Annotated in this window: 18 protein-coding genes; 9 read left to right on the top strand and 9 right to left on the bottom strand. The window is 44.2% G+C overall.

Annotated features, from left to right (window positions below):
- Positions 1–315 (top strand): integrase core domain-containing protein (locus tag B5X68_RS28060; protein ID WP_141110449.1); only part of this gene is annotated, 315 nt, incomplete at its 5' end.
- A 288-nt stretch (positions 316–603) separates the two neighbouring features.
- On the opposite strand, the gene B5X68_RS28055 is transcribed toward B5X68_RS28060, so the two are convergent.
- The 4 genes from B5X68_RS28055 to B5X68_RS28035 form a co-directional block, all read right to left on the bottom strand.
- A complete protein-coding gene (locus tag B5X68_RS28055) occupies positions 604–999 on the bottom strand; it encodes a YidH family protein (RefSeq protein WP_082218093.1) in 396 nt (131 codons plus the stop codon).
- A gap of 368 nt (positions 1,000–1,367) precedes the next feature.
- Positions 1,368–2,468 carry an efflux RND transporter periplasmic adaptor subunit gene (locus B5X68_RS28045; RefSeq protein WP_166444595.1) on the bottom strand — a complete coding sequence of 367 codons (1,101 nt, stop codon included), beginning with the start codon at positions 2,466–2,468 and terminating at the stop codon, positions 1,368–1,370.
- Complete coding sequence (locus B5X68_RS28040) at positions 2,449–5,610, bottom strand: efflux RND transporter permease subunit (protein ID WP_229208601.1); 3,162 nt, start codon at positions 5,608–5,610, stop codon at positions 2,449–2,451. Before B5X68_RS28040 ends, B5X68_RS28045 begins: the two co-directional genes overlap by 20 nt.
- Before the next feature lie 48 nt (positions 5,611–5,658).
- Positions 5,659–7,038, bottom strand: a complete 1,380-nt coding sequence (locus tag B5X68_RS28035; RefSeq protein ID WP_082218089.1) for a TolC family protein — start codon at positions 7,036–7,038, stop codon at positions 5,659–5,661.
- A 184-nt stretch (positions 7,039–7,222) separates the two neighbouring features.
- Here B5X68_RS28035 and B5X68_RS28030 point away from each other — a divergent pair, with 184 nt between their 5' ends.
- From B5X68_RS28030 to B5X68_RS28020, 3 genes are all read left to right on the top strand, one after another.
- Positions 7,223–7,900, top strand: a complete 678-nt coding sequence (locus B5X68_RS28030; RefSeq protein WP_082218088.1) for a response regulator transcription factor — start codon at positions 7,223–7,225, stop codon at positions 7,898–7,900.
- A 50-nt stretch (positions 7,901–7,950) separates the two neighbouring features.
- Positions 7,951–9,270 (top strand): sensor histidine kinase, encoded by a 1,320-nt coding sequence (locus B5X68_RS28025; protein ID WP_170916758.1) that lies wholly within the window; start codon positions 7,951–7,953, stop codon positions 9,268–9,270.
- Positions 9,271–9,368: 98 nt separating this feature from the next.
- Positions 9,369–10,109, top strand: coding sequence for a hypothetical protein (locus B5X68_RS28020; protein ID WP_082218086.1), 741 nt, complete (start codon positions 9,369–9,371; stop codon positions 10,107–10,109).
- A gap of 124 nt (positions 10,110–10,233) precedes the next feature.
- Here B5X68_RS28020 and B5X68_RS28015 read toward each other — a convergent pair whose 3' ends face one another.
- The 3 genes from B5X68_RS28015 to B5X68_RS28000 all read right to left on the bottom strand — a co-directional run bounded on the left by B5X68_RS28015 (position 10,234) and on the right by B5X68_RS28000 (position 12,629).
- Entirely contained in the window at positions 10,234–10,497 is a 264-nt protein-coding gene (locus B5X68_RS28015; RefSeq protein WP_082218085.1) for a hypothetical protein, read from the bottom strand.
- An 867-nt stretch (positions 10,498–11,364) separates the two neighbouring features.
- Positions 11,365–12,048 (bottom strand): DUF2490 domain-containing protein, encoded by a 684-nt coding sequence (locus B5X68_RS28005; RefSeq protein WP_082218083.1) that lies wholly within the window; start codon positions 12,046–12,048, stop codon positions 11,365–11,367.
- Positions 12,048–12,629, bottom strand: a complete 582-nt coding sequence (locus B5X68_RS28000) for a hypothetical protein (RefSeq protein ID WP_082218082.1) — start codon at positions 12,627–12,629, stop codon at positions 12,048–12,050. Before B5X68_RS28000 ends, B5X68_RS28005 begins: the two co-directional genes overlap by 1 nt.
- Positions 12,630–13,072: 443 nt before the next feature.
- On the opposite strand from B5X68_RS28000, the gene B5X68_RS27995 reads away from it, so the two are divergent.
- The 5 genes from B5X68_RS27995 to B5X68_RS27970 all read left to right on the top strand — a co-directional run bounded on the left by B5X68_RS27995 (position 13,073) and on the right by B5X68_RS27970 (position 17,869).
- Positions 13,073–13,567, top strand: coding sequence for an RNA polymerase sigma factor (locus tag B5X68_RS27995; RefSeq protein ID WP_082218081.1), 495 nt, complete (start codon positions 13,073–13,075; stop codon positions 13,565–13,567).
- 171 nt (positions 13,568–13,738) lie between these two features.
- Positions 13,739–14,551 carry a prolipoprotein diacylglyceryl transferase gene (gene lgt / locus B5X68_RS27985; RefSeq protein ID WP_082218079.1) on the top strand — a complete coding sequence of 271 codons (813 nt, stop codon included), beginning with the start codon at positions 13,739–13,741 and terminating at the stop codon, positions 14,549–14,551.
- A 474-nt stretch (positions 14,552–15,025) separates the two neighbouring features.
- Positions 15,026–15,688, top strand: a complete 663-nt coding sequence (locus B5X68_RS27980) for a DUF305 domain-containing protein (RefSeq protein WP_082218078.1) — start codon at positions 15,026–15,028, stop codon at positions 15,686–15,688.
- A gap of 7 nt (positions 15,689–15,695) precedes the next feature.
- Positions 15,696–16,340, top strand: coding sequence for a DUF305 domain-containing protein (locus B5X68_RS27975; RefSeq protein WP_082218077.1), 645 nt, complete (start codon positions 15,696–15,698; stop codon positions 16,338–16,340).
- Positions 16,341–16,615: 275 nt separating this feature from the next.
- Positions 16,616–17,869 (top strand): type II restriction enzyme NmeDI-related protein, encoded by a 1,254-nt coding sequence (locus tag B5X68_RS27970; protein WP_082218076.1) that lies wholly within the window; start codon positions 16,616–16,618, stop codon positions 17,867–17,869.
- Positions 17,870–17,908: 39 nt separating this feature from the next.
- Here the strand turns inward: B5X68_RS27970 and B5X68_RS27965 are convergent, their stop codons facing one another.
- Positions 17,909–18,256 carry a DUF6799 domain-containing protein gene (locus B5X68_RS27965; RefSeq protein ID WP_082218075.1) on the bottom strand — a complete coding sequence of 116 codons (348 nt, stop codon included), beginning with the start codon at positions 18,254–18,256 and terminating at the stop codon, positions 17,909–17,911.
- 73 nt (positions 18,257–18,329) lie between these two features.
- The gene (locus B5X68_RS27960) at positions 18,330–19,421 is read right to left on the bottom strand and encodes a sialidase family protein (protein WP_170916757.1); all 1,092 of its coding nucleotides are present in this window, start codon (positions 19,419–19,421) and stop codon (positions 18,330–18,332) included.
- Positions 19,422–19,529: the final 108 nt, after the last annotated feature.

Raw genomic sequence — 19,529 nt, 5'->3', positions numbered from 1 at the left:
AGGTCGGACAACGGACCAGAATTCACCTCGAAGGATTTTGCAATTTGGTGTGCAGCTAGGAATATCGAAACTCGGTTTATCCAACCAGGAAAACCCACGCAGAATGGGTTCATTGAACGGTTTAATAGGCTTTACAGAGAAGCAGTATTGGACGCCTATTTATTTTTCGACCTTGACCAGGTCAGACAATTAACAGCGGAGTGGATCGAAGAGTATAACCAGCGAAGACCTCATGAAGGACTCGGCAATATGACCCCTTTTGAATGGAAAGAATTGCTGCTGAAAAAAGAAATACAACAACAAATGGCTGTCTGAAAAATGGGGTACATACAAGTGCGATCGATGATAGCATGTTTCCAATAATATCTTTCAAAAGTATTGACAGTTAAATAAAACGGCGGTCCCAGACAGCCATCGGTATTGAATATAGCTAGATGCGCAATTCGGTTGTTGAGCCCAAAATAAATATCTGTTTGCAGACGGCTTTCCCCTGAAAAGGTATCTTTGGGATCATTGGCTGCTTTGTAGTAAGCCTTGTAAAAGGGTGAAAAGCATGAATTAAGATTTAATCTTCAACCATTTTGCATAATACTTATGCTGGCACTATACACTCTGTAATAGATATGCAATCAGCAGAATGCTAATCAGGAAAATAACCCCAGTTAACACTGTGGTAAGTACTGTAGTGGGTTTGTACTCTCCGGTCTGGAGCTGCCTTTCAGTCCTGCGGTATTGTAAGAAAGCAAACAGGATGGAAAGCGTACCCAGGCCGACCAGAATAATTCCGATTATCGATGAATAGCCATGAGAGGGCGCAGTTACTTTCGTATGCAATACAAAACCAATCTGTTTAACGAAAAGCGAAAATTTTACTACCACAAAGCCAAAAGCCATGATGCCGATGCCAGTTCTAACCCAAGCCAGATAAGTCCGCTCGTTGGCAAGGTGGTCATTGGGCTTAAATGGTGATAGATTATCTTTTTCTTTATCGGTGTTCATCTACGAGATTTCTTAGGGTTTAATAAGTATTATTATGTGCCTCATAAGTCCATACAACTTCCGAATATAGATCAGATAATTTATCAATCAATGGGTTGGCTCTTTCATAGTATTGCTGCTCACTAATACTGCCCTGATTGTATTGCACCAGTAAATTATCCAGTTCCTTTTTAATCTGGGATTTAGACATCTTCCTTTTCTGCTTTGCTCGCAGTCTACGTTTATTTCTGCTTTTGTTTGAAGTAAGGACAGTAGAAAGATAATGAACCCAAAAACACACTACACCCAAAATAAGCAGGCATAATAGATCAAGTAGTATCATGGTAATGACAAGTTAGAGATCCAAGTAACTTCAAATTTCCCTCGCTCTAATTCATGGCAACCTGCGCCCCATCTTTCATATCATTTCGTGGATTGACAATAATTTGGTCGCCATCCCGAAGCGCGCCAAAAACTTCTGTCATCTCATCCGATTGCATGCCTTTACGGACTTCAACAAACTGGGCTTTTCCCTGATTGACCTTAATCACATACTGCCCTTCTGTCGATGTGACGACCGCTTCTGCTGGCACGGTAAGAGCACCCTGTGTACCTTCCGGAGTGAAGACAACTTCGGCGAACATACCAGGCTTAATTCCCCCTTTGGCATTTGCTACATCTATTTCAATAGTCTCTGAGCGGAATTTTTGGTTCATATTTCCAGAGCGGCGGCTGACCTTACCCTTGAATTGCTCGCCAGGCATTGCATTAACTGTGAAACTGACCTGCTTTCCTTGCTTTAATCCAACGCTATATGTCTCAGGCACATCTACGACCAACCTAAGCCGGTTTTGCTGCTGGAGCATCAGCATCGGCCCTTGCAGGCGCACTCCGGAGCCAACCAACGCACCAGGGTGAACATTCCTTTCCGTAATGACGCCATCGAAGGGCGCGCGCACTGTAAGATAAGATTTGATCTTGGTAAGCGCATTAAAGTTAGCCTGCTCCCCCATCGCCGCTGCACTGTCTGCCATCATTTTCGCATTGGCGCTTTCCAGGTCCAGCGCTGACACAGATCCACGGATGCCGGCACTGGCTTTTAGCCTTTTGTAATGCTCGTGACTAGCCACCAGCATGGCTTTTGCTTTTAGGTAATTGGAGCGGGCTGCTACCAACTGCTCTTCGGTTTCAGGAGCCTCCAAGACCATCAACACCTGCCCTTTGCGGACATTGCTACCACGGTCTACAAGCACTTTTTCTACGAACCCGTCTGCTTTTGGGTAGATGCTCACTTCCTGAAAAGCCATGAATTCGCCAGGCAGCTGAACGTGCTGGCCTACTTTCGCAGAGCTTACCATCCCAAGCTTTACAGCTGGTTTGCTCACGCTTTTTTTCTGTGTTTTAGTGTCGGCAGACTCTGAGGACGAGCAAGCGCTGAACACGGTTAGCCCAATTGCAAGGGCAAGACAATTATATGCTATGTTTTTCATAAGTAGTTTGGTCTGAGTGCCCATTGACATGCAAATCTGATGGAGTGGGTAGCGCGTTTTCAAGGGGTAAAAGGGATGGATCTTTATAAGCTGTTTTATTTTGTAAAAACACATATACCTGGGGTACGATGTAAAGGGCTGCCAGCGTCGAAGCGATCAGCCCGCCGATGACCGCGCGACCAAGTGGGGCAACTTGTTCTCCGGCTTCCCCGGTTCCCAAAGCCATTGGCACCATACCTGCCACCATGGCAAAGCTGGTCATTAACACTGGCCTTAAACGCACACCTGCACTTTCTAATGCTGCCCGGCGCACGTCGCGGTACTCCCATCGCAGCCGCTCGGCATTGGTTACGATCAGGATCGCATTGGCAACGGAAATACCCGTTGACATAATGATACCCATGTAAGATTGCAGGTTTAGTGTACTGCCAGTCAATAGCAGAAATGCAATTGAGCCCACGATTACGGCTGGCACTGTTGAAAGGATCACCAGCGACAACTTAAATGATTGGTAGTTAGCAGCCAAAAGCAAAAAGATCACCACAATTGCAATGCCCAGTCCAAGTTGCAAGCTGTCCAGTGTTTCGGTCAAAAGCGATGACATTCCCTTTACTTCTGTTACCAGACCTTTGGGAGCCGCTCCCAACCCTGTGATTACTTTTTCAACTGATCGGGTGGCACTACCCAAATCCTGGTGATGGATGTTGGCTGAAACGGTTACAAAGCGCCGCGGCCCGATACGGGCGTATTCCCCTGGAAGTGTATCAACCGAAAAGGTTGCCACATCGGCTAGCACCGGTCTGGGCTGACCTGCTACCAGCGGGATTTCCTGTAACTGGGCCATGTTTCGCATCGCAAATTCTGGGATCTGGACCTGCACCTGGTAAGTATAGGCTGCCTTTTGATCGAGCCACTGGTTTTTTTCGGTGTAGCGGCTCGATGATGTTGAAGCCGTGATCGATCGCGCGGTTTGCTGTAAGCTCAGTCCCATTGTTGCCAGTTTCTGACGGTCGAGTTTAATATTGATGACCGGGAATTTAAGCGGTTGAATAATACGTACATCCCGCAGATGATCCTGCTGTGACAACCCCTTCACGAGTTTATTTGCATAGCCTTCAATTTCTTTCATATCCCTTCCTGCAACCTGTACTTCTATAGGTGTAAAAGCCCCGCCACTCATGAGCTTTTCAGTCAAATCAGCTGGTTCGAATGACAATGTAATCTCTGGCATCTGTTCGGCTACGGCCATTCGGATCCTTTCTTTCAAATCCTGCATATTGGTTTTATACTCAGGATCAAGGCCAACTTTGATCACCGCGTCATTGGGGCCGCTCGTGCTTACATATAAATTAGTAGTCGCGTAGTTGGTAGGAACAACGCCCACATAAGCAGACGAAATCGCCAGGTGGTCATCAGAAGCCTGGTTGACCAATGCCAACAGCTCACTTACCTTCTCCTCGGTCCGTTCAAGCCTTGTCCCATCGGGTGTTTTCATGCGGATCACCATTTGGCCGGAATTCAGCTGCGGAAGCATGTCTTTCCCAATCCAGACGAATCCTGCTGCCGCCAACGCAAAAACGACAACGAGATAAGCTCCAACAACGAGTTTGTTGCTTTTGACAAAACGCTCATTCTGGCGCATGAAGCCGCCCCTTACCCTATCAAAAAAAGTAACCTTACGCTCGGCACCAGCGGATTTCTCATGCACATGCTCTTTGAGCATCCAATTAGCAAGGATCGGCACCAGGCTCTGAGCCAGGAAATAGGATACCGTCATGGCAAAACCAATCGAAAGCGACAGCGGCAAGAACATCGCCCTGGGAACGCCCGACATAATAAAAGAAGGCGCAAAGACGGCAATAATACAAAGCAGGATCAGCAGCAACGGCAGGGCTACTTCCTTACAGGCATCGTAAATAGCCTGTTTCTGGGGCTTGCCCATCTCAATGTGCTGGTGAATGTTTTCAATGGTCACCGTGGCCTGATCTACCAACACGCCTATGGCTAGTGCCAAGCCCGACAAAGTCATGATGTTGATCGTTTGACCTGCAAGGCTTAGCATTAGCACGGCGGCGACGATAGAGACAGGGATCGTAATGATTACAATCAGCGAAGAGCGCCAGTCGCCCAGAAACAATAGTACCATTAGGCCTGTCAGAATTGCGCCCAGCCCTCCCTCAAACAGAAGGCTTTTTACAGAATTGATTACAAAAATGGACTGGTCGAATTCGTAAGCTACTTCAATGTCGTCGGGAAGCAGACTGCGCATTTCGGGAAGCCTGGCTTTTAATGCTGTCACCACATCCCATGTGGATGCGTCAGCGGTTTTCACAACCGGAATGTAAGAGGATCGGCTGCCATTGACCAGGGCGTACCCAGCCGTCACATCCGATGCATCAGCCACATTACCCAAATCACGAAGGAACACGGTCCGGTGCCCGTCTGTGGTGACGGGGATCTGGCCAAAGTCTGAGACCTGATCTTCCAGCGAGTTGAGCGTGGTTATATAAGATGTATTGCCAATCCGGATGTTACCAGAAGGGGTCATCGCGTTATTGGCAGCAAGGGCTTCCACTACTTCGTCAGGCGAAATGTTTAGGCTGCGGATTTTCTGCGGGTCAAGGTTGATGACGATCGTGCGCGAGTTGGTACCGATCGGAGGCGGCGCAGTAAGTCCAGGAACGGTTGAAAATAGTGGCCTGATCCGGGTAACGGCCAGTTCGTGGATCTCTTTAAGCGAGCGTGTTTTACTGCTGAATACCAAATCACCAATCGGAACTGACGATGCATCATAACGCACTACCTGTGGGGGCAATGCGCCGGGGGGAAAGAACTTCATCGCCCGGTTGACCTGGATAGCAACTTCGGCTGCGGCCTGGGCCATGTCGCTGCCTTCGTAAAAAGCCAGCTTGACAACAGTAAGCCCTTGGACGCTTTTGCTGGAAATTTCTTTGATACCGCCAATGTACAGGAACTGGTCCTGCATACGGGTAGCAAAGAAACCTTCCATCTGCGCAGGAGACATACCCCCGTAAGGTTCGATCACATAAATCACCGGTGAGTTAAGCCGTGGAAAAATATCAATCGGTATGCGGCTAGCCGACATAACCGAGAAAACAACAAGCCCCGCAATAAGTACCATGACTGATATAGGGCGTTTTAATGAAGCTGATAGCATATTTATACAGGGTTATGGACGCCTGAAAAGATCAAAAAATGGTTCAAAATCACTGGTAGCATAGGCCTTTTCCAGTCTGACTGCCACGGCGCGGCGCTGCACGTCGATCACCTGCCGCTCAACCCTGGTCAAAAGCTGCAAAGCATCGGTGATACCCAAGATATTTTCTATCCCATTATTATAAAGTGACATGCGTTGCTGGTAGGCAAGTGTAGCGGATCTTACCGTGACGGGAAGCTCACGCAGGGAAAGTCGGATGGACGACATTACAGAGTCTGCCATCGCTAGTGTGTTTTGCAGTTGCACCTGCTCGACAGTCAAGAGGCTTGCCGCTTCGCGCACACGCCACTGCTGCTGGATAGCGCGTGTTTTGACCCTTTTGAAATCAATGAGGTTGACCGTTGCGGCCAGTCCCACTAAAAAATTAGTACGGCTATAGCCGAAGCCCTGACGGATTGGGCCGAAGTTATTATCAATATCAAGGCTGGTTCCTCTTGCTGAGACAGCAGTAAGCAGCGTAACCCGGGGCAGAGCAGATTTACGGATCATGTCGATCTCTGCATTCTGACGGGTAAGCAGGTTACTGCGGTATCTGAGCAGTGGATGCGATGTCAGCACTGTACTTGGAGCAGGCTCTCCCAGCAGCAAACCACCATTGAAGGTGGTATCCACTTCCAGCTCATTTACCTGACGGCCCGTGAGTGTTGCCAGCTGGACATTGGCCCTACGGTACTCTTCCTGCATCTGATAGTAGCTCAGCTTGGCGCGTGATAGCTCGACAGAAGCCAGTGAAGAATCCAGTCCCGGCCGGATGCCGTTTTGTACCAGGTTATTGATAATACGCCTGACTGTATCAACCCTGGCCAGGTTCTGCTGCTCGATTTTGAGGTTTTGCCTGAGCCATACCAAATCCAGATAGGTTTTAATAACGACCTGGCGAAGTCCAAACTGCTCGCGTTCCAGTCCCGACTCCCCTACTGCGATGTCGGCATTGGCCAGTTTATTTTCGGCCCCAAAGCGGCCAAAGTTATAGATCTCCCAGTCGGCAGAAGCCAGTGCGATATTGCCCGAAGCCAGATCAGATGCGTTTTCGGGTCTTCTTCCACCAGACGTGGGAACAATAAGGCCCATCGAAAAGTAAGATCCCGAAAGCCCGTTGGCTGTTCCCAGGTTAACCTGGTCATGCAATTTGACATTAGGAAGCCGGTTATCACGCAGCACCTGCAAATTGGCACGGAAGGCTTCAAGCGCAGATCTTTGCGCTGCCAGCGTAGGATAATGGTTGATGGTCGCTTCAACGGCTCCCTCCAAACTCAGGGTTTGCCCCAGAGCAGGTGGATGCCGGTAAAAGACGAGCGTTACAAAAAGGGTTAGGATTAGACAGCGGCTCATAGCTTTAATATCGAGTAGCGCCTTGTTTGGCGCCGGGGTACATCTTACTGGCTTCAAATTAAAGGTGCACCTGGTTAGAGGGTGGTGAGAAGGTTATTAGAATTTGGTGAGAAGGGCCCGTTTTTAACGATATTCTAATCCCGATCCCTAATTTTACTCCGTCAAATAGCCAGAAAATAACAGCATGAATGTCTTAGTTGTTGAAGATGACCTGGAACTTACGCAGTTCATTCAGAAAGGGTTGCAGTCAGAGGGTGCGACCGTTGCGATAGCATTCGATGGGGTGATCGGAAGAAGTATGGTCAATGAGAACAAGTTTGACGTTGTTGTGCTAGACGTGAATTTGCCTGGATTGAACGGTTACGACCTTTGCAGGTTCATTAAGCAGAACTGGCCAGCCGTGCCGGTGATCATGCTGACGGCCCTGGGAAGCCTTGATAACAAAGTGATGGGTTTTGAAGCGGGTGCTGACGACTACTTGGCAAAGCCTTTTGCCTTTAAAGAACTGCTTTTTCGTTTGAAGGCCTTGGCAAGACGTCATCCATCGCGGGCTCCCAGGCCCAAGCGGCTGCAACTTCTTGACCTGGAAGTAGAAACGGATTCACACCGGGTTTGGCGCGCTGGCGAAAGGGTCGAGCTGACTGCCAGAGAATATGCGCTTTTGGAATACTTTATGCTCAACCAGGGGAAGGTCATCAACCGTGTGGATCTGCTTGAAAATGTCTGGGATGTACATTTTAATACCAACACAAACGTAGTTGATGTGTATGTGAACTACCTGCGCCGCAAGATCGACAAGTCGGAACCGCGCCTGCTACATACTGTGTTCGGGGTCGGCTATTTGATGGGGCCGGAGCCATGAGTATTAAGCAACGCATTACCATCGTTTTTGGCTTTCTGGTAGCGGCTCTGTTGCTAGTCTTTTCAATCTTCATTTACCAGGCTTATGAATCTTACCGACAGTCGCTGATGCGTAACCGCCTTCAGCGCAGGGCAGTGGCTGGACAATTATATTTTGAAAACCGCCTTGAATTTCATCGTTCCAGCTACCTGACCCTTCCCGACCAGCACGAATTTTTGGTAGATAGCAGCAACAAGGTTATTTATGAGTCTTCGGGAACGAGTGATTATAAGCTTACCTCGGAACTCCTTAATGAAGCCCGCAAGCAAGAAGTCTATTTCAGTTATAAATCCAGACCCTTAAAAAGGGTTAAAGAAGGTATTGCCTTGTCCTTTAAAGTGGATGGAAAGCGTTACGTCTCTGTTGTCACGGCGCACGATCTTAGCGGGATACAAGCAAGTGAGAGCCTTTTTTTTATTCTGGCCAGCGGCAATATTATTCTGCTGGTGATTGTTGCTTTTGCCGGGTTTTTCTTTGCGCGCCGCGCCATGCGACCCTTCGACGAGCTGATCGCTCAGATGGACCCGGCGGCAGTGAGCGACTTTTCATTCCGGTTGCAGGGCCGCAAAGGTGCTGATGAAGCTGCATATCTGGCAAATTCCTTTAATGAGCTGCTAAGCCGTTTAAACGCACTGGCTATCAGTCAGGAGCATTTTGTTTCCTACGCGTCACATGAGATCCGCACACCCCTAACAGTTGTAAAGGGAATCCTTGAAACCTCGCTGGCTTACGATAAGCAGCTAGCCGATGTCCAGCAAAGTATGGAAAAGGCGCTGGTTCGCTTAGAAGGTGCTATCGAGCTTGCCAACTCACTGCTGCATTTAGCGGAAGTCGAAGGTTTGCAGTCTGCAAGAGTCCGCGATGAAATTAACATCGTCGATACGGTGCTGGATACAATCACCTACTTTGGTGAGAAGCGGCCAGACCAGCAAATTGACCTGGTACTGACAGATACCTTTACCCAGCAAAGTTCTAATCTTAGGATTCTAGGGAATGCGACGCTACTGCGTACGGTTCTGACTAATATCCTGGATAACGCAAGCAAATACTCACGGCAAGAGCCAGTGGAGCTAAAAGTTGATTTAGAACCTTCGTGGGTCATTATTACAGTCACTGATCTGGGTATCGGCATCCCGGGCGCTGAGCTAGATGATGTGTTTTTACCGATGATGCGGGCTGGTAATGTGGGAAATGTGCCAGGCTTTGGTTTAGGGCTCACCATTGCAAAGAAGATTATCGACATACACAAAGGGCAGCTTAGTGTAAAATCCATGAAAGACAAGGGCACCGCCGTTTCAATAAGACTGTCTGCTCTGCCGCTGGCAGATTAGCGCGCTGCTTGCCTGCTAATATATCTTTAAAATAAGCTTTCACCTGATTTGCATCACCCATAGTGGCGCATTGTCCCCCCTTGTCAATGATGATAGATATGCCTGAAACTTTACTGCTAGTCAAAACGCCATTTGAAAAATCGCTCGCTCAGCGCATTAATTATGCTTGCTCTATTCTCGAAATCGTAAGCGCGTCCCAAATCTATGTGCCAAAGCGTGAAATGGATGCTACGGATGGATTACAAAAGTCGCTTGAAGCCTACTCACGAGTTAATACCCACTATTTTAATGTGTTTGAAAAATATTTTAAGGCAGCCACCGAGCGCAAATCGCTGATCAAAGGTGCAGGCCAAAGTGTAAAGCGAACTGCGCAGTTGATAAACCGGTGTATGATCAGTGATCTTACAATCGATCATGCCCGGCGCAAACAAATTAGTGCCCTTTACCGTAGGATCTACGCACAAAACCGTCTGAATGCACCTTATGACTTTTCCAGGCCATCTCACAATCAGGACATTCAAGATTACTTTCATAGTAATCAAGTGATACTCGATGTTTTCAAAGAGATGGTTGCTCAGCTTGATACGTATATATTTTCGGGGCAAAAGCAGCAGTTTTCACTCCCGCATTGTTACCTGCTGATTTCAGAAATGGAAATGTTTAATGCAGAGATAAGCCTGCTCACTGGCAAACTGAATGTACTCAACACTGAAAGGCTTGAAATTTTTGATCGGATTGCAGAGCGGTGCGAGGCTATTTGCAATAGAAGCCGGTTCATATTCGGCGCTAGCTCGCCTACATTCAAGCTTATTAAAAGGCGCAGGTTATCAGTCAGATAGGCCAACCCTTGGTTTCGCTGTATTGATTAATTATCAATGCTGCCAGAATTTTTGAATAACCCTGCCATGTTTGGTTTATCAGTATCGTACTACTTTTCAGGATATCTTAATATAAACCGAGGGCTTAACTGGCTTCTTCCTGCAAAAGATCTGCCAGTTGGTCAATCAAAGCATCACTTTGCTCGCAGTATTGTTTCTCACTTAAAAGGCCTTTATTGTAACGTGACAATAGACCATCCAGCTGGCTTTCTACCCTGTACCTGCTTCTACTACAGGCATGTTTTGTACCGCCTACCATAGCATGCTGTCTGGCAATTTCCAGGTGATTGGCAATTAAAAAAAAGACAACCCCCGTGGACAGTATAATCAGCAGGTCGACAAGTATCATAGCATTCCAGGTAATGACTGGTAGCAAGCGCTGCCACTGCTACTGCAAATTGGTGGACTCATAGAACTTCCTGTATTTAGGGCTACACGCCCATATCTTGTAGCATGATCGAGCACATCCGCTTCAAAATACTCCCTATACCTTGCAAAACGCCCAGCACAACACAGACAGCGAAAATAAACGGCAAAAAGATCAACCATCTTAGCGCCATCGTAGCATTGAATTTTCTAATGTTCCTGCCCATGTCTAATACATAAAGGTAACAATAATAAATATAATTTATAAAGGAAATACTTGCTCTTCGTAATTCAATTACTTGTAAGAGCTCTATCAACTATAACTCCAAAATGAACGGCGTAATAACACATGTAATTAAAAGGCTGCCCTATAATCATCCAATGGCTTAATGAGATGAAGATGCCCACAATTGACTTAATGCTGCTAACTGTTATCAACCAAGTGCTAGATGATCTCTCTGAGCCATCTGTTCACTTTCTTGTACACGCAGAATACTCCTTTACTGATGGCATAGATCCTATTTATGGACCAATTTTATTAAAACAGGATTTCATAGACATTCTTGAGGTCACCCAATCAGGTATAAACTGTAAGGTCCATGTCAACAAATCCGCAGATGATTCAGATTTTTTAATCAGAATACCGTATCAGAAAATTTGGAAAATATCGCGCTTCTATTCGCTGGATTTTAAAGATGAATACATCTTGTACATGAAAGGGTAAACTAAAAACATCATCAGTCGTACCTTACTTCGGGTTTAACCCAGAAGCAAGTCCCAACCATGGTTTACCTGGGATATCCAAACGTTTCTATTTTCATCAAGCAGGTTTTTAACTGTAATTCCGGCCTTATATACTTAGAAACCATCCAATAGTTAACCACAGTTGGTGGGATCTAACCACCTGTGAAAATCCATTCACACGGTATTCTAAACCAAGCTCAATTTTATTATCATCGGTTGCATTGTATCCCAGGGCAAGTGATGCACGGATCTCCAAATCTGCTTCTTTGTCTGACCAAAGGGCCAGATATTCGTTATTGACTTTCCCATAAAATTCCTTTGGATCAATCTGCTGGCCGCTTAACGGCGTTTCACCTCCAAAGCGGTACCGAAGCCTGAATTCTGGTGGACTCCCATCACTAAACGTCTCATCCAAGACAACTCTATGGGCGATAATGAAGACTTCCAGCTCTTTTACGTTACTAAACTGTTGTATAAGGCGATGCGTAAATTGGCCGTCCTCTAACCTGGCCAGGTACCCCCCACCTATTGTATTGTCTGCTGAAATCTTTTTGGTAAGTACCCAGCTTAGATCCGTTCTTTCATATTTCAACTGCTGATTCAATGGCGCCTCGCGCTGTTTTTCTCGAAAAATTTGTCTTGCCTCCAATTTCGTGTTCAACTTCCAGTTTTCTGCAACTTTGACGTTGACATTAAGTTGGGGAATTGACCCAGCCTTGTAACTGGCCTGACCAAAAGCGGTTGCACTAGTTAATACAAATAAAAAACAACCAAGAAGGGCTTTGTACATCAATAAATCAAGTTATCAGTGTTGCGTTGTACAATTTCCTTAATGCTAACGATTGTCCCGTCATTTTCAGAAAGTACTTCATAATAGCGCTCAACTTTGCGGCGAGACCCTTTCAAGATAATTTCATAACGGACCAGAACACCCTTTACAGCAATGTCTGCAAGCAAAGATTCTTTTAAGATGTGCTCGGGTCCCTTCCAATGCAATTGGGTCTTTACAATTTTATAACGTGAAAAGGATTTGCTTAGGGAATCTTTCAGTTTTGCTTGCCCACTTGAATTCATTTTACCAATACTTGACAATATTTCAACATCCTGAATTTCTCCGGATTCGTCGAACTCGATGCTGTAACGTTTGCCTGAATATTTCAACTTGGCTTCTACCGACTTTCCGGTCAGACTCTCTTCGCCATACCAATGGATTTTTGACTTCTTAAACACCGAGGAAACAAAATCAATTGCCTTTGCAGGAACAGCCTTGTGCTTGATGCTGAACTCGCGTTCATACTTTTGTTGTCCTAGGCAAGGTGTACAAAAAAACCAGGCAATCAGGCCAAAGATGATTCGATTATAAAATTCCATACTAATCATGAGATATTATTTCAGGCACTCAGGTACTGGCTAGGATACGGCGTTGGAATCTAAATATAAAACTATGTACCACATGCATTTACTTTGTCTGGTGACCAGCTCAATAAAAAACCTAATATTCTTTGCAAAACCGTCACACTAATCAATCGTGGAATATTACTACTAACTACCTTATCCGCCTCGATAATTCTTCCCATACTGTGAGAAGCTTCCGATTGATTTGAAGGTTATCAAGCAATTTAAAGAGAAAAGCCTAAGAAGGATCCTGGCCATCTAATCGCGTCCTTTACGGTGCTAAAAAGCAGGATACCTAACCTAATAGCCATGTTCTTCCAAGCAGAAAGAAATGTTAACATAAAATAAAAAAGCGAATTTGTGACAATCTCAACTAGAAAACATACTAACAATAAAAATGCTCTTGAAACTCAGTACTTATGTCTGTTGAAAAAGATTTTATCAAAACGATCCAGGAAAACACTGGTATAATCAATAGTATTTGCAACACTTATTTTTCCAGATCTGATGATTTCAAAGATGCCAGGCAGGATGTCATTTTACAGCTTTGGCGTTCCTTTCCAACATTTCGAGGTGATTCAAAGATCAGCACCTGGATTTACAGGGTAGCCCTTAACACAATTTTAGCCAAGAGGAAAAAGGATCACAACTTGGGTGCAAATGAATCGTTGTCGCAACTGCACCTTGATCATATTTCTTCTTGCGCTGATGTGAGCGCAGATTTTATCCAGGAATTTGCCTGGTTGGTTAGCACCCTCGAGGATTGTGACAAGGCTATTATCATCCTTTTGGCCGAAGGATATTCCAATAAGGAAATTGCTGCTATACTTGATCTAACTGCAACGAATATAAGCACAAGGCTGAACCGCATAAAACACAAACTCAAAGAACGTTATCTCAATGAACAACAATAGGTTAAAACACGCTTGGGAGCAACAAAAAATGAATTTTGAAGATCCGCTGATTTCTGAGGACGATATTTTATCTATAATACACCAAGAGTTCAGCAAACAGCAGAAACTTCAAAGGCTTCTTTATAATGCATCGTCCGTTATATTCTTGCTCATTTTTTGTCAAACCTGCTAATGCTAAACTACATAATCTGGGATGCTGAGCCCGAAGTATTCTCCTGGTCAAGTGTTCCGCGTTGGTATGGAATCTTTTGGGCAATTGGCATATTCCTGAGCATTTTTGTGGCGACCTACATCTTTAAGATTGAAAAGCGCCCTGACAAAGAAATTGACAAGCTTACCCTGTTTTTAATCGTTGGTACCTTGGTTGGTGCGCGGTTGGGGCATATTCTATTTTACGAACCCCTGCATTACTTGCAGCATCCAATTGAGATTTTGCCTGTCTCCTTAACCCCGTCATTTCATTTTACCGGACTTGCAGGGCTAGCCAGCCATGGCGGTGGGATTGGCCTGATTATGGCGGCTTTCATTTTCGCTAGGCGGAAAAAAATGGATTTCCTTTGGCTCCTGGACCGGATTGCTGTTGTAGTCCCATTATGTGGGGCATTCATACGATTGGGAAATCTAATGAATTCAGAAATGATTGGAATTCCAACTAATATGCCTTGGGCATTTGTATTCACCCATATTGATAATATCCCAAGACACCCGGCTCAATTGTACAAAGCGATTTATTGTGGTCTGATATTCGGACTCGTTTTTCATCTATGGCGCCGCAAACGTAACAAATGGGGAGATGGGGTACTATTTGGAATTATGATATCGATCCTTTTTTCATTCCGCTTTCTCGATGAGTATTTTAAGGAAAATCAGGAAGCTTTTGAAAATAGTATGCTGCTCAATATGGGCCAGATACTTAGCATCCCGTTCATTCTCCTCGGATTGCTTATCATTGTTGTCCAAGTGAACAAGCCTGCACATCGCTGAGTATTGACAATCAAAGTACAATTTAACGTATGCCGACAACACTTAACTGTAAAATATTCGCGTTCCCAGCCACGATATGCTATAAAATTGAAAAATGGGCATAGTTCGATTTAACCACGGTTTGAATGAACCCACCTGTGCAAACTATTTCTGTTTAAACTGCGCAAAACAATCCTAAAATTTACACTATGCGTTTACGATATATCTGACATTTTAAGCATGAGTATCCGGGCCGATTCTCAGCACTTACGTAAGCTTAAGGATGCAGCTGATCCAAGCGAGAAAGGTTGGGCAGACCGTGTTTTATTCATCCGGAAAATCATTAGACATTTCATCTGATTTTAGGGTTTTGCAAACTGCACAGACAGTGCCTCAAAAGGTTGTCTATGTGACCATAATAAGGAATGTCCTGTGAAAGCTGTGAGCACCACATAAAAAAGGAGGTTACGTTCGATAAGTTAGAGCTGCAATGGCATGAAAATTGTTGGAAGTAAGAAACTTTTTAATACTGATATGAAAACACTAAAAATCCTAGCACTATTAGCGGCAACGTCTTTTTACTCATGTAAGGATGATGCCGAAGGAATCATTGTCCAAGATCATGATACGAATGCTTTTATGGCAATCATGCACAGTATGAATGCTCAAATGGATGCAATGAAAATGACAGGTGACGCTGATCACGATTTTGCAAGTATGATGGTAATGCATCACCAAGGGGCAATAGATATGGCAAACAAAGAAATTGAGATTGGAGACGACGCCAATATTAAGGCAATGGCCCAGCAAATCATTGATAAGCAAACGGCCGAGAAGATGGACCTTACAGAATGGTTAAAAACCCACACTCCCCAATCAACTGCAGAAGGCCAGGCTTTTGATGCAGAAATGATGGAGGTGATGGTAAAAATGAAAAACTGGAAAGATATACAGGTGCTTACAGGAGATGCTGATGCTGACTTTTCAGAGCTGATGATTGTGCACCACCAGACTGCAACAGACAATGCATCCTCGATTCTACATCACGGTCATCACGCGGATATCAAAGAAATGGCCAAGATGATGATTCAGGATCAGAACAAAGAAATAACTGACCTAGCAGCTTGGCTAAAAGAGAACGGTCCTTCAAATCAATAATAATGTTATGAAAACAAGTATCATTTTTACGTCAATATTTGTGGCATTAGCATTATGCCATGCTTCTGCTTTTGTAGCGGATGACTTGCATCAATCAATGAGTAAGATGATGCAGAAAATGAAGTCAATGAAGATGACTGGTGATGTTGATAAGGATTTTGCAAACATGATGATAGAGCATCACCAAGGAGCTATAGATGCTGCTAACGTGGTTTTAAAATCTGGAAAAGACCCGAAGATTAATGCAATAGCAAAAAAAATAGTTGCGGAGCAGCCTAAAGATCAACAAAATCTGCGTTTGCATATATCCGCCGAACATAAAACTAACGCAGAAAAGGGGTCGGAACATGCTACCCATGGCAATAATCCTATAAGCGCTCCGCCCTCGAAGGGCAATCAATTTACGAATGAAATGAAAAACATTTTGAATCAAATGGATTTAAAAATGAAAAACATGAATATGACTGCCAATGTTGATCATGACTTTGCAAGCATGATGATTGATCATCATAAAGTTGCAACTGATATGGCCCAAGCTGAAACTAAATACGGAAAAGTTGTCGAAGTAAAGTTATTAGCAAAAAAAATTATGTCAGATTCACAAAAAGAGATCAGTGAATTACAAAAATGGATGAACGGTCATCACAAGTAAACTTACTGACTTGATTCAGTGAGCCATATTGAAGTTACTTTTCAGCCCTTGTCTTCGAAACGCAGACAGGGGCTTTATTGTTGTAGGATTTACAGTTGACCCTTAATTTTCTAAAATTTGCAAGCTGGTCTGCTTTTGACGTTGGTATTTTCACTAGAATACAATTTTTATAGCTAGAAACTTTTGAAGTTTGCTGGTAGTTGAGTTATTCATTTATACTATTGCTACCACTTAATTTGTATATGCCTTTAATGCTGAAAGCAAAGACCTAAACCATGATCAATATTATCAATCAATATAAATCTGATCCAGAATCAGTGTATCAAACCTGGTTTATTAATAATGAAGAGCGCTTAAAGGCTTTCCGTTCCATCCGGCGAGGTGTACAACAGATTGTATTGGACATCAAACAGGGCAAGTTTCCCAACGATTTCCGAGGATCCTCACTTGAATTTGTTTTGAACTGTATCACCGAGCAAAAGCAGGTGTTTGAAGGCGCTGCGCATCCTTTTTATTGGAAGCCTAAACTAAGGATACCTGATATTTATGAAAGTCAAGCCAATAAAAAAGCATTTGGCCAGTTTCTTGAAAACTGCCTGAATGCAAGTAAAGAAGAACAATTGATTAGAGAGATTATCCGGTTAGACGAATTGAAAATAAAGGGGTTAGGCCCTTCTGTTGCTAATATTTTGTATTTTCTACATCCTACACTGATACCTCCCTTTAATACTGCTATCCTTAACGGGTTTAATTACTTGTATAAAGATAAAAAGAAGCTGGGATCGTGGTCTGAATACCTCAAAATCCGCCAGGTTATACTTAACACAAATAAGGAGTACTGTCATGAATTGTCAACAGACTTAGGAGCATTTTCAGGATTATTATTTGAGATTGGTACCCAGAAAATGATCTTGGGTATGGATGGGTATTTATCCGTCGAAGAACGTCAAAGACTTGAAAAACTGATAGAAAAACGGCAATCTCAGCTTCGGGAAGAACGCCAGGATGAGAACTTACATACGGAAATGCAGTACCACCTTCTTAAAATTGGGCAAGCTTTGGGTTACGATGCTTTCCCGGCTACTAATGATCAATCAAGGAGCTTTGATGGCCATAAATTCTCATTTTTATGTCAGGCTAACTTTCCCACAATAAAATGTGATCCAGAAACGCGAAATACTATTAAACTAATTGATGTGCTCTGGTTTGCAAAGGGAACGAGTAAGGTGTTGGCAGCCTTTGAAGTTGAGAAGAGTACATCTATATACTCTGGGATTCTGCGTTTAACGGATTTGTCATATAGCATAGCCAATGGTGACGAAACATTCTTTTTAATCGTACCAGACCACCGGGAAAAAGATGTGTGTCTTCAATTATCACGCCCTTCTGTCAAAAGCAATAACGTTTTGATTAAATACATTTTGTTTTCTGATCTAAGAAAACACTGCGATTCTATTTGTAAATTCGGTGACAGTCACCAGATCATGAGCAAAATTGCAAAAAATGCCCCGTTGCATACTGTTGACTAAGTATCTAACGGGGCATTTATATATTATGATAAAAGGCCTTTACCTGGTTCCGGATTTTTTTGGCTTGTGTTTTTTCATGTCCATGTCCATGTCCATCTTGCCCATTTTTCCATCCATATAAATTCCTTCGCCTTCTTTAATCGGCTTTTTGGTACCATCTTTCATCATTACCGTCCCATCTTTCATAACCATCGTTCCGTTTTTCAACGTCATATCCTCGGTCATAGCAGTCATTTCACCGCCTTTCATAACCATCAACTTCCCATCATGCATCATGATACAATCTTTCATGGAACCATGCATCTTGTCCATCTTCTTTTCTTTATCCTGTGCATATACACTAAAGGATAAAAGAATTGCTACCGCAAAGGCAAGTAATTTTTTCATTGTTCTCGGTGGTTAAAATTTATAGTGGGATACTGCTCAATAAGTATGCCACAGAAATCTCTACAAGCAAAATTTACAGTACAAGGGGTTTCACCAGGATCTGTCCATCACGTTCGAAAACACAAAGTGAGGTTTTTTTATCAACCATCATGGCAAGCTTGGGATATTGGCCATTCCCTATCGAAACGGTCTTCTGCCCATTAGGGCTGCGAAATTGAATAGCCCCATCCTTTTGCCAGGCAATTGCAGGCCCTTTGCCGGTTTGCAAAATTACTGGGGTACGGCCCGCACCCAGTTTTATTTCCGGCTTCCCGGGCTCGGCTACATAGACTTCCAGTTGGCGCCTCCAGACTGTGGTAACTTTCCCATTTTCATCAGCTGCCAGGTCGCCGCCATCCATAGGACAGCCATCAATCATAAAGTCCCCTGTTCCAAGTTTCTGGGCTGTGCTAAAATGCTTGCCATTATCCTTGGAGCTGATCAGGTACATGTTCCGGGCTCCATCGAGCTTATTCCGGAACATAACATGCATACTGCCACTTTGATCAAAAGAAACAGTAGGCTTACAGCAGTCACAAATACCTTTTTGCTCTCCCTGATAGATCAATTGATTTTTCTCCCAAGTTAATCCACCATCTCTGGAAAGCGATCCATATAGATTATTGTTTCCCAGCCGTGAATCCAGCCACACGGTATACACATCGTTACCTTTACCTGCACTTAGGCCAGAGAGTGCTTCTTTGGCAGTTGAATCCGTATCAGTAACCTTCACAGGGGCAGACCATTGATTATCTGCATTGGTAAGCCGCATCGAAAACAAATCACCATTGTGGTCACCAACTGTAACAACTGTATATTCTGCTGTTGTAACAATTTGCGGCCCGCGGCCCATACCCAGGCCCATTTTCGAGAAGTTGCCTAGCAGGTCAGGTTTGGAAAAGGATTTTCCCCCATCATTTGAGGATACAAAATACAAGTCCTTGTGATCACCATTTTTGACCCCATATACAATCCGGACCGTTCCATTTTCATCAATAGCGATCTCAGGTTGGCTACCCGTACCTAAATTATATTCAGCATCCGCAGGCCGGGGCAGATCTGCTTGAAAAGCCAGAAAGATGGGAAGGGCAATCAATAGGCCAAGTTTTGCCAAAAATATGTTCATGGTTGATAATTTGAAAATGGAGCCGTTTTTTACAACATTTGTAATATAAATAGTAAGATGCATTACCTTAATTTTTACTAACTTAATATGGTTGTTTGCCGTAACAAT

The organism is Dyadobacter psychrophilus, from assembly GCF_900167945.1.
Lineage (GTDB): Bacteria > Bacteroidota > Bacteroidia > Cytophagales > Spirosomataceae > Dyadobacter > Dyadobacter psychrophilus.
This window is presented reverse-complemented; position numbering and strand designations above follow the sequence as displayed.

Coding starts and splice junctions, on each gene's coding strand:
- B5X68_RS28000 (WP_082218082.1), bottom strand. CDS start 12,629: ATGGAATTTTATAATCGAATCATCTTTGGCCTGATTGCCTGGTTTTTT.
- B5X68_RS28035 (WP_082218089.1), bottom strand. CDS start 7,038: ATGAGCCGCTGTCTAATCCTAACCCTTTTTGTAACGCTCGTCTTTTAC.
- B5X68_RS28040 (WP_229208601.1), bottom strand. CDS start 5,610: ATGGTACTTATTGCGGGGCTTGTTGTTTTCTCGGTTATGTCGGCTAGC.
- B5X68_RS27975 (WP_082218077.1), top strand. CDS start 15,696: ATGAAAACAAGTATCATTTTTACGTCAATATTTGTGGCATTAGCATTA.
- B5X68_RS27965 (WP_082218075.1), bottom strand. CDS start 18,256: ATGAAAAAATTACTTGCCTTTGCGGTAGCAATTCTTTTATCCTTTAGT.
- B5X68_RS27970 (WP_082218076.1), top strand. CDS start 16,616: ATGATCAATATTATCAATCAATATAAATCTGATCCAGAATCAGTGTAT.
- B5X68_RS27980 (WP_082218078.1), top strand. CDS start 15,026: ATGAAAATTGTTGGAAGTAAGAAACTTTTTAATACTGATATGAAAACA.
- B5X68_RS28045 (WP_166444595.1), bottom strand. CDS start 2,468: ATGAAAAACATAGCATATAATTGTCTTGCCCTTGCAATTGGGCTAACC.
- B5X68_RS28005 (WP_082218083.1), bottom strand. CDS start 12,048: ATGTACAAAGCCCTTCTTGGTTGTTTTTTATTTGTATTAACTAGTGCA.
- B5X68_RS28015 (WP_082218085.1), bottom strand. CDS start 10,497: ATGATACTTGTCGACCTGCTGATTATACTGTCCACGGGGGTTGTCTTT.
- B5X68_RS28030 (WP_082218088.1), top strand. CDS start 7,223: ATGAATGTCTTAGTTGTTGAAGATGACCTGGAACTTACGCAGTTCATT.
- B5X68_RS28055 (WP_082218093.1), bottom strand. CDS start 999: ATGAACACCGATAAAGAAAAAGATAATCTATCACCATTTAAGCCCAAT.
- lgt (WP_082218079.1), top strand. CDS start 13,739: ATGCTAAACTACATAATCTGGGATGCTGAGCCCGAAGTATTCTCCTGG.
- B5X68_RS28020 (WP_082218086.1), top strand. CDS start 9,369: ATGCCTGAAACTTTACTGCTAGTCAAAACGCCATTTGAAAAATCGCTC.
- B5X68_RS27960 (WP_170916757.1), bottom strand. CDS start 19,421: ATGAACATATTTTTGGCAAAACTTGGCCTATTGATTGCCCTTCCCATC.
- B5X68_RS27995 (WP_082218081.1), top strand. CDS start 13,073: ATGTCTGTTGAAAAAGATTTTATCAAAACGATCCAGGAAAACACTGGT.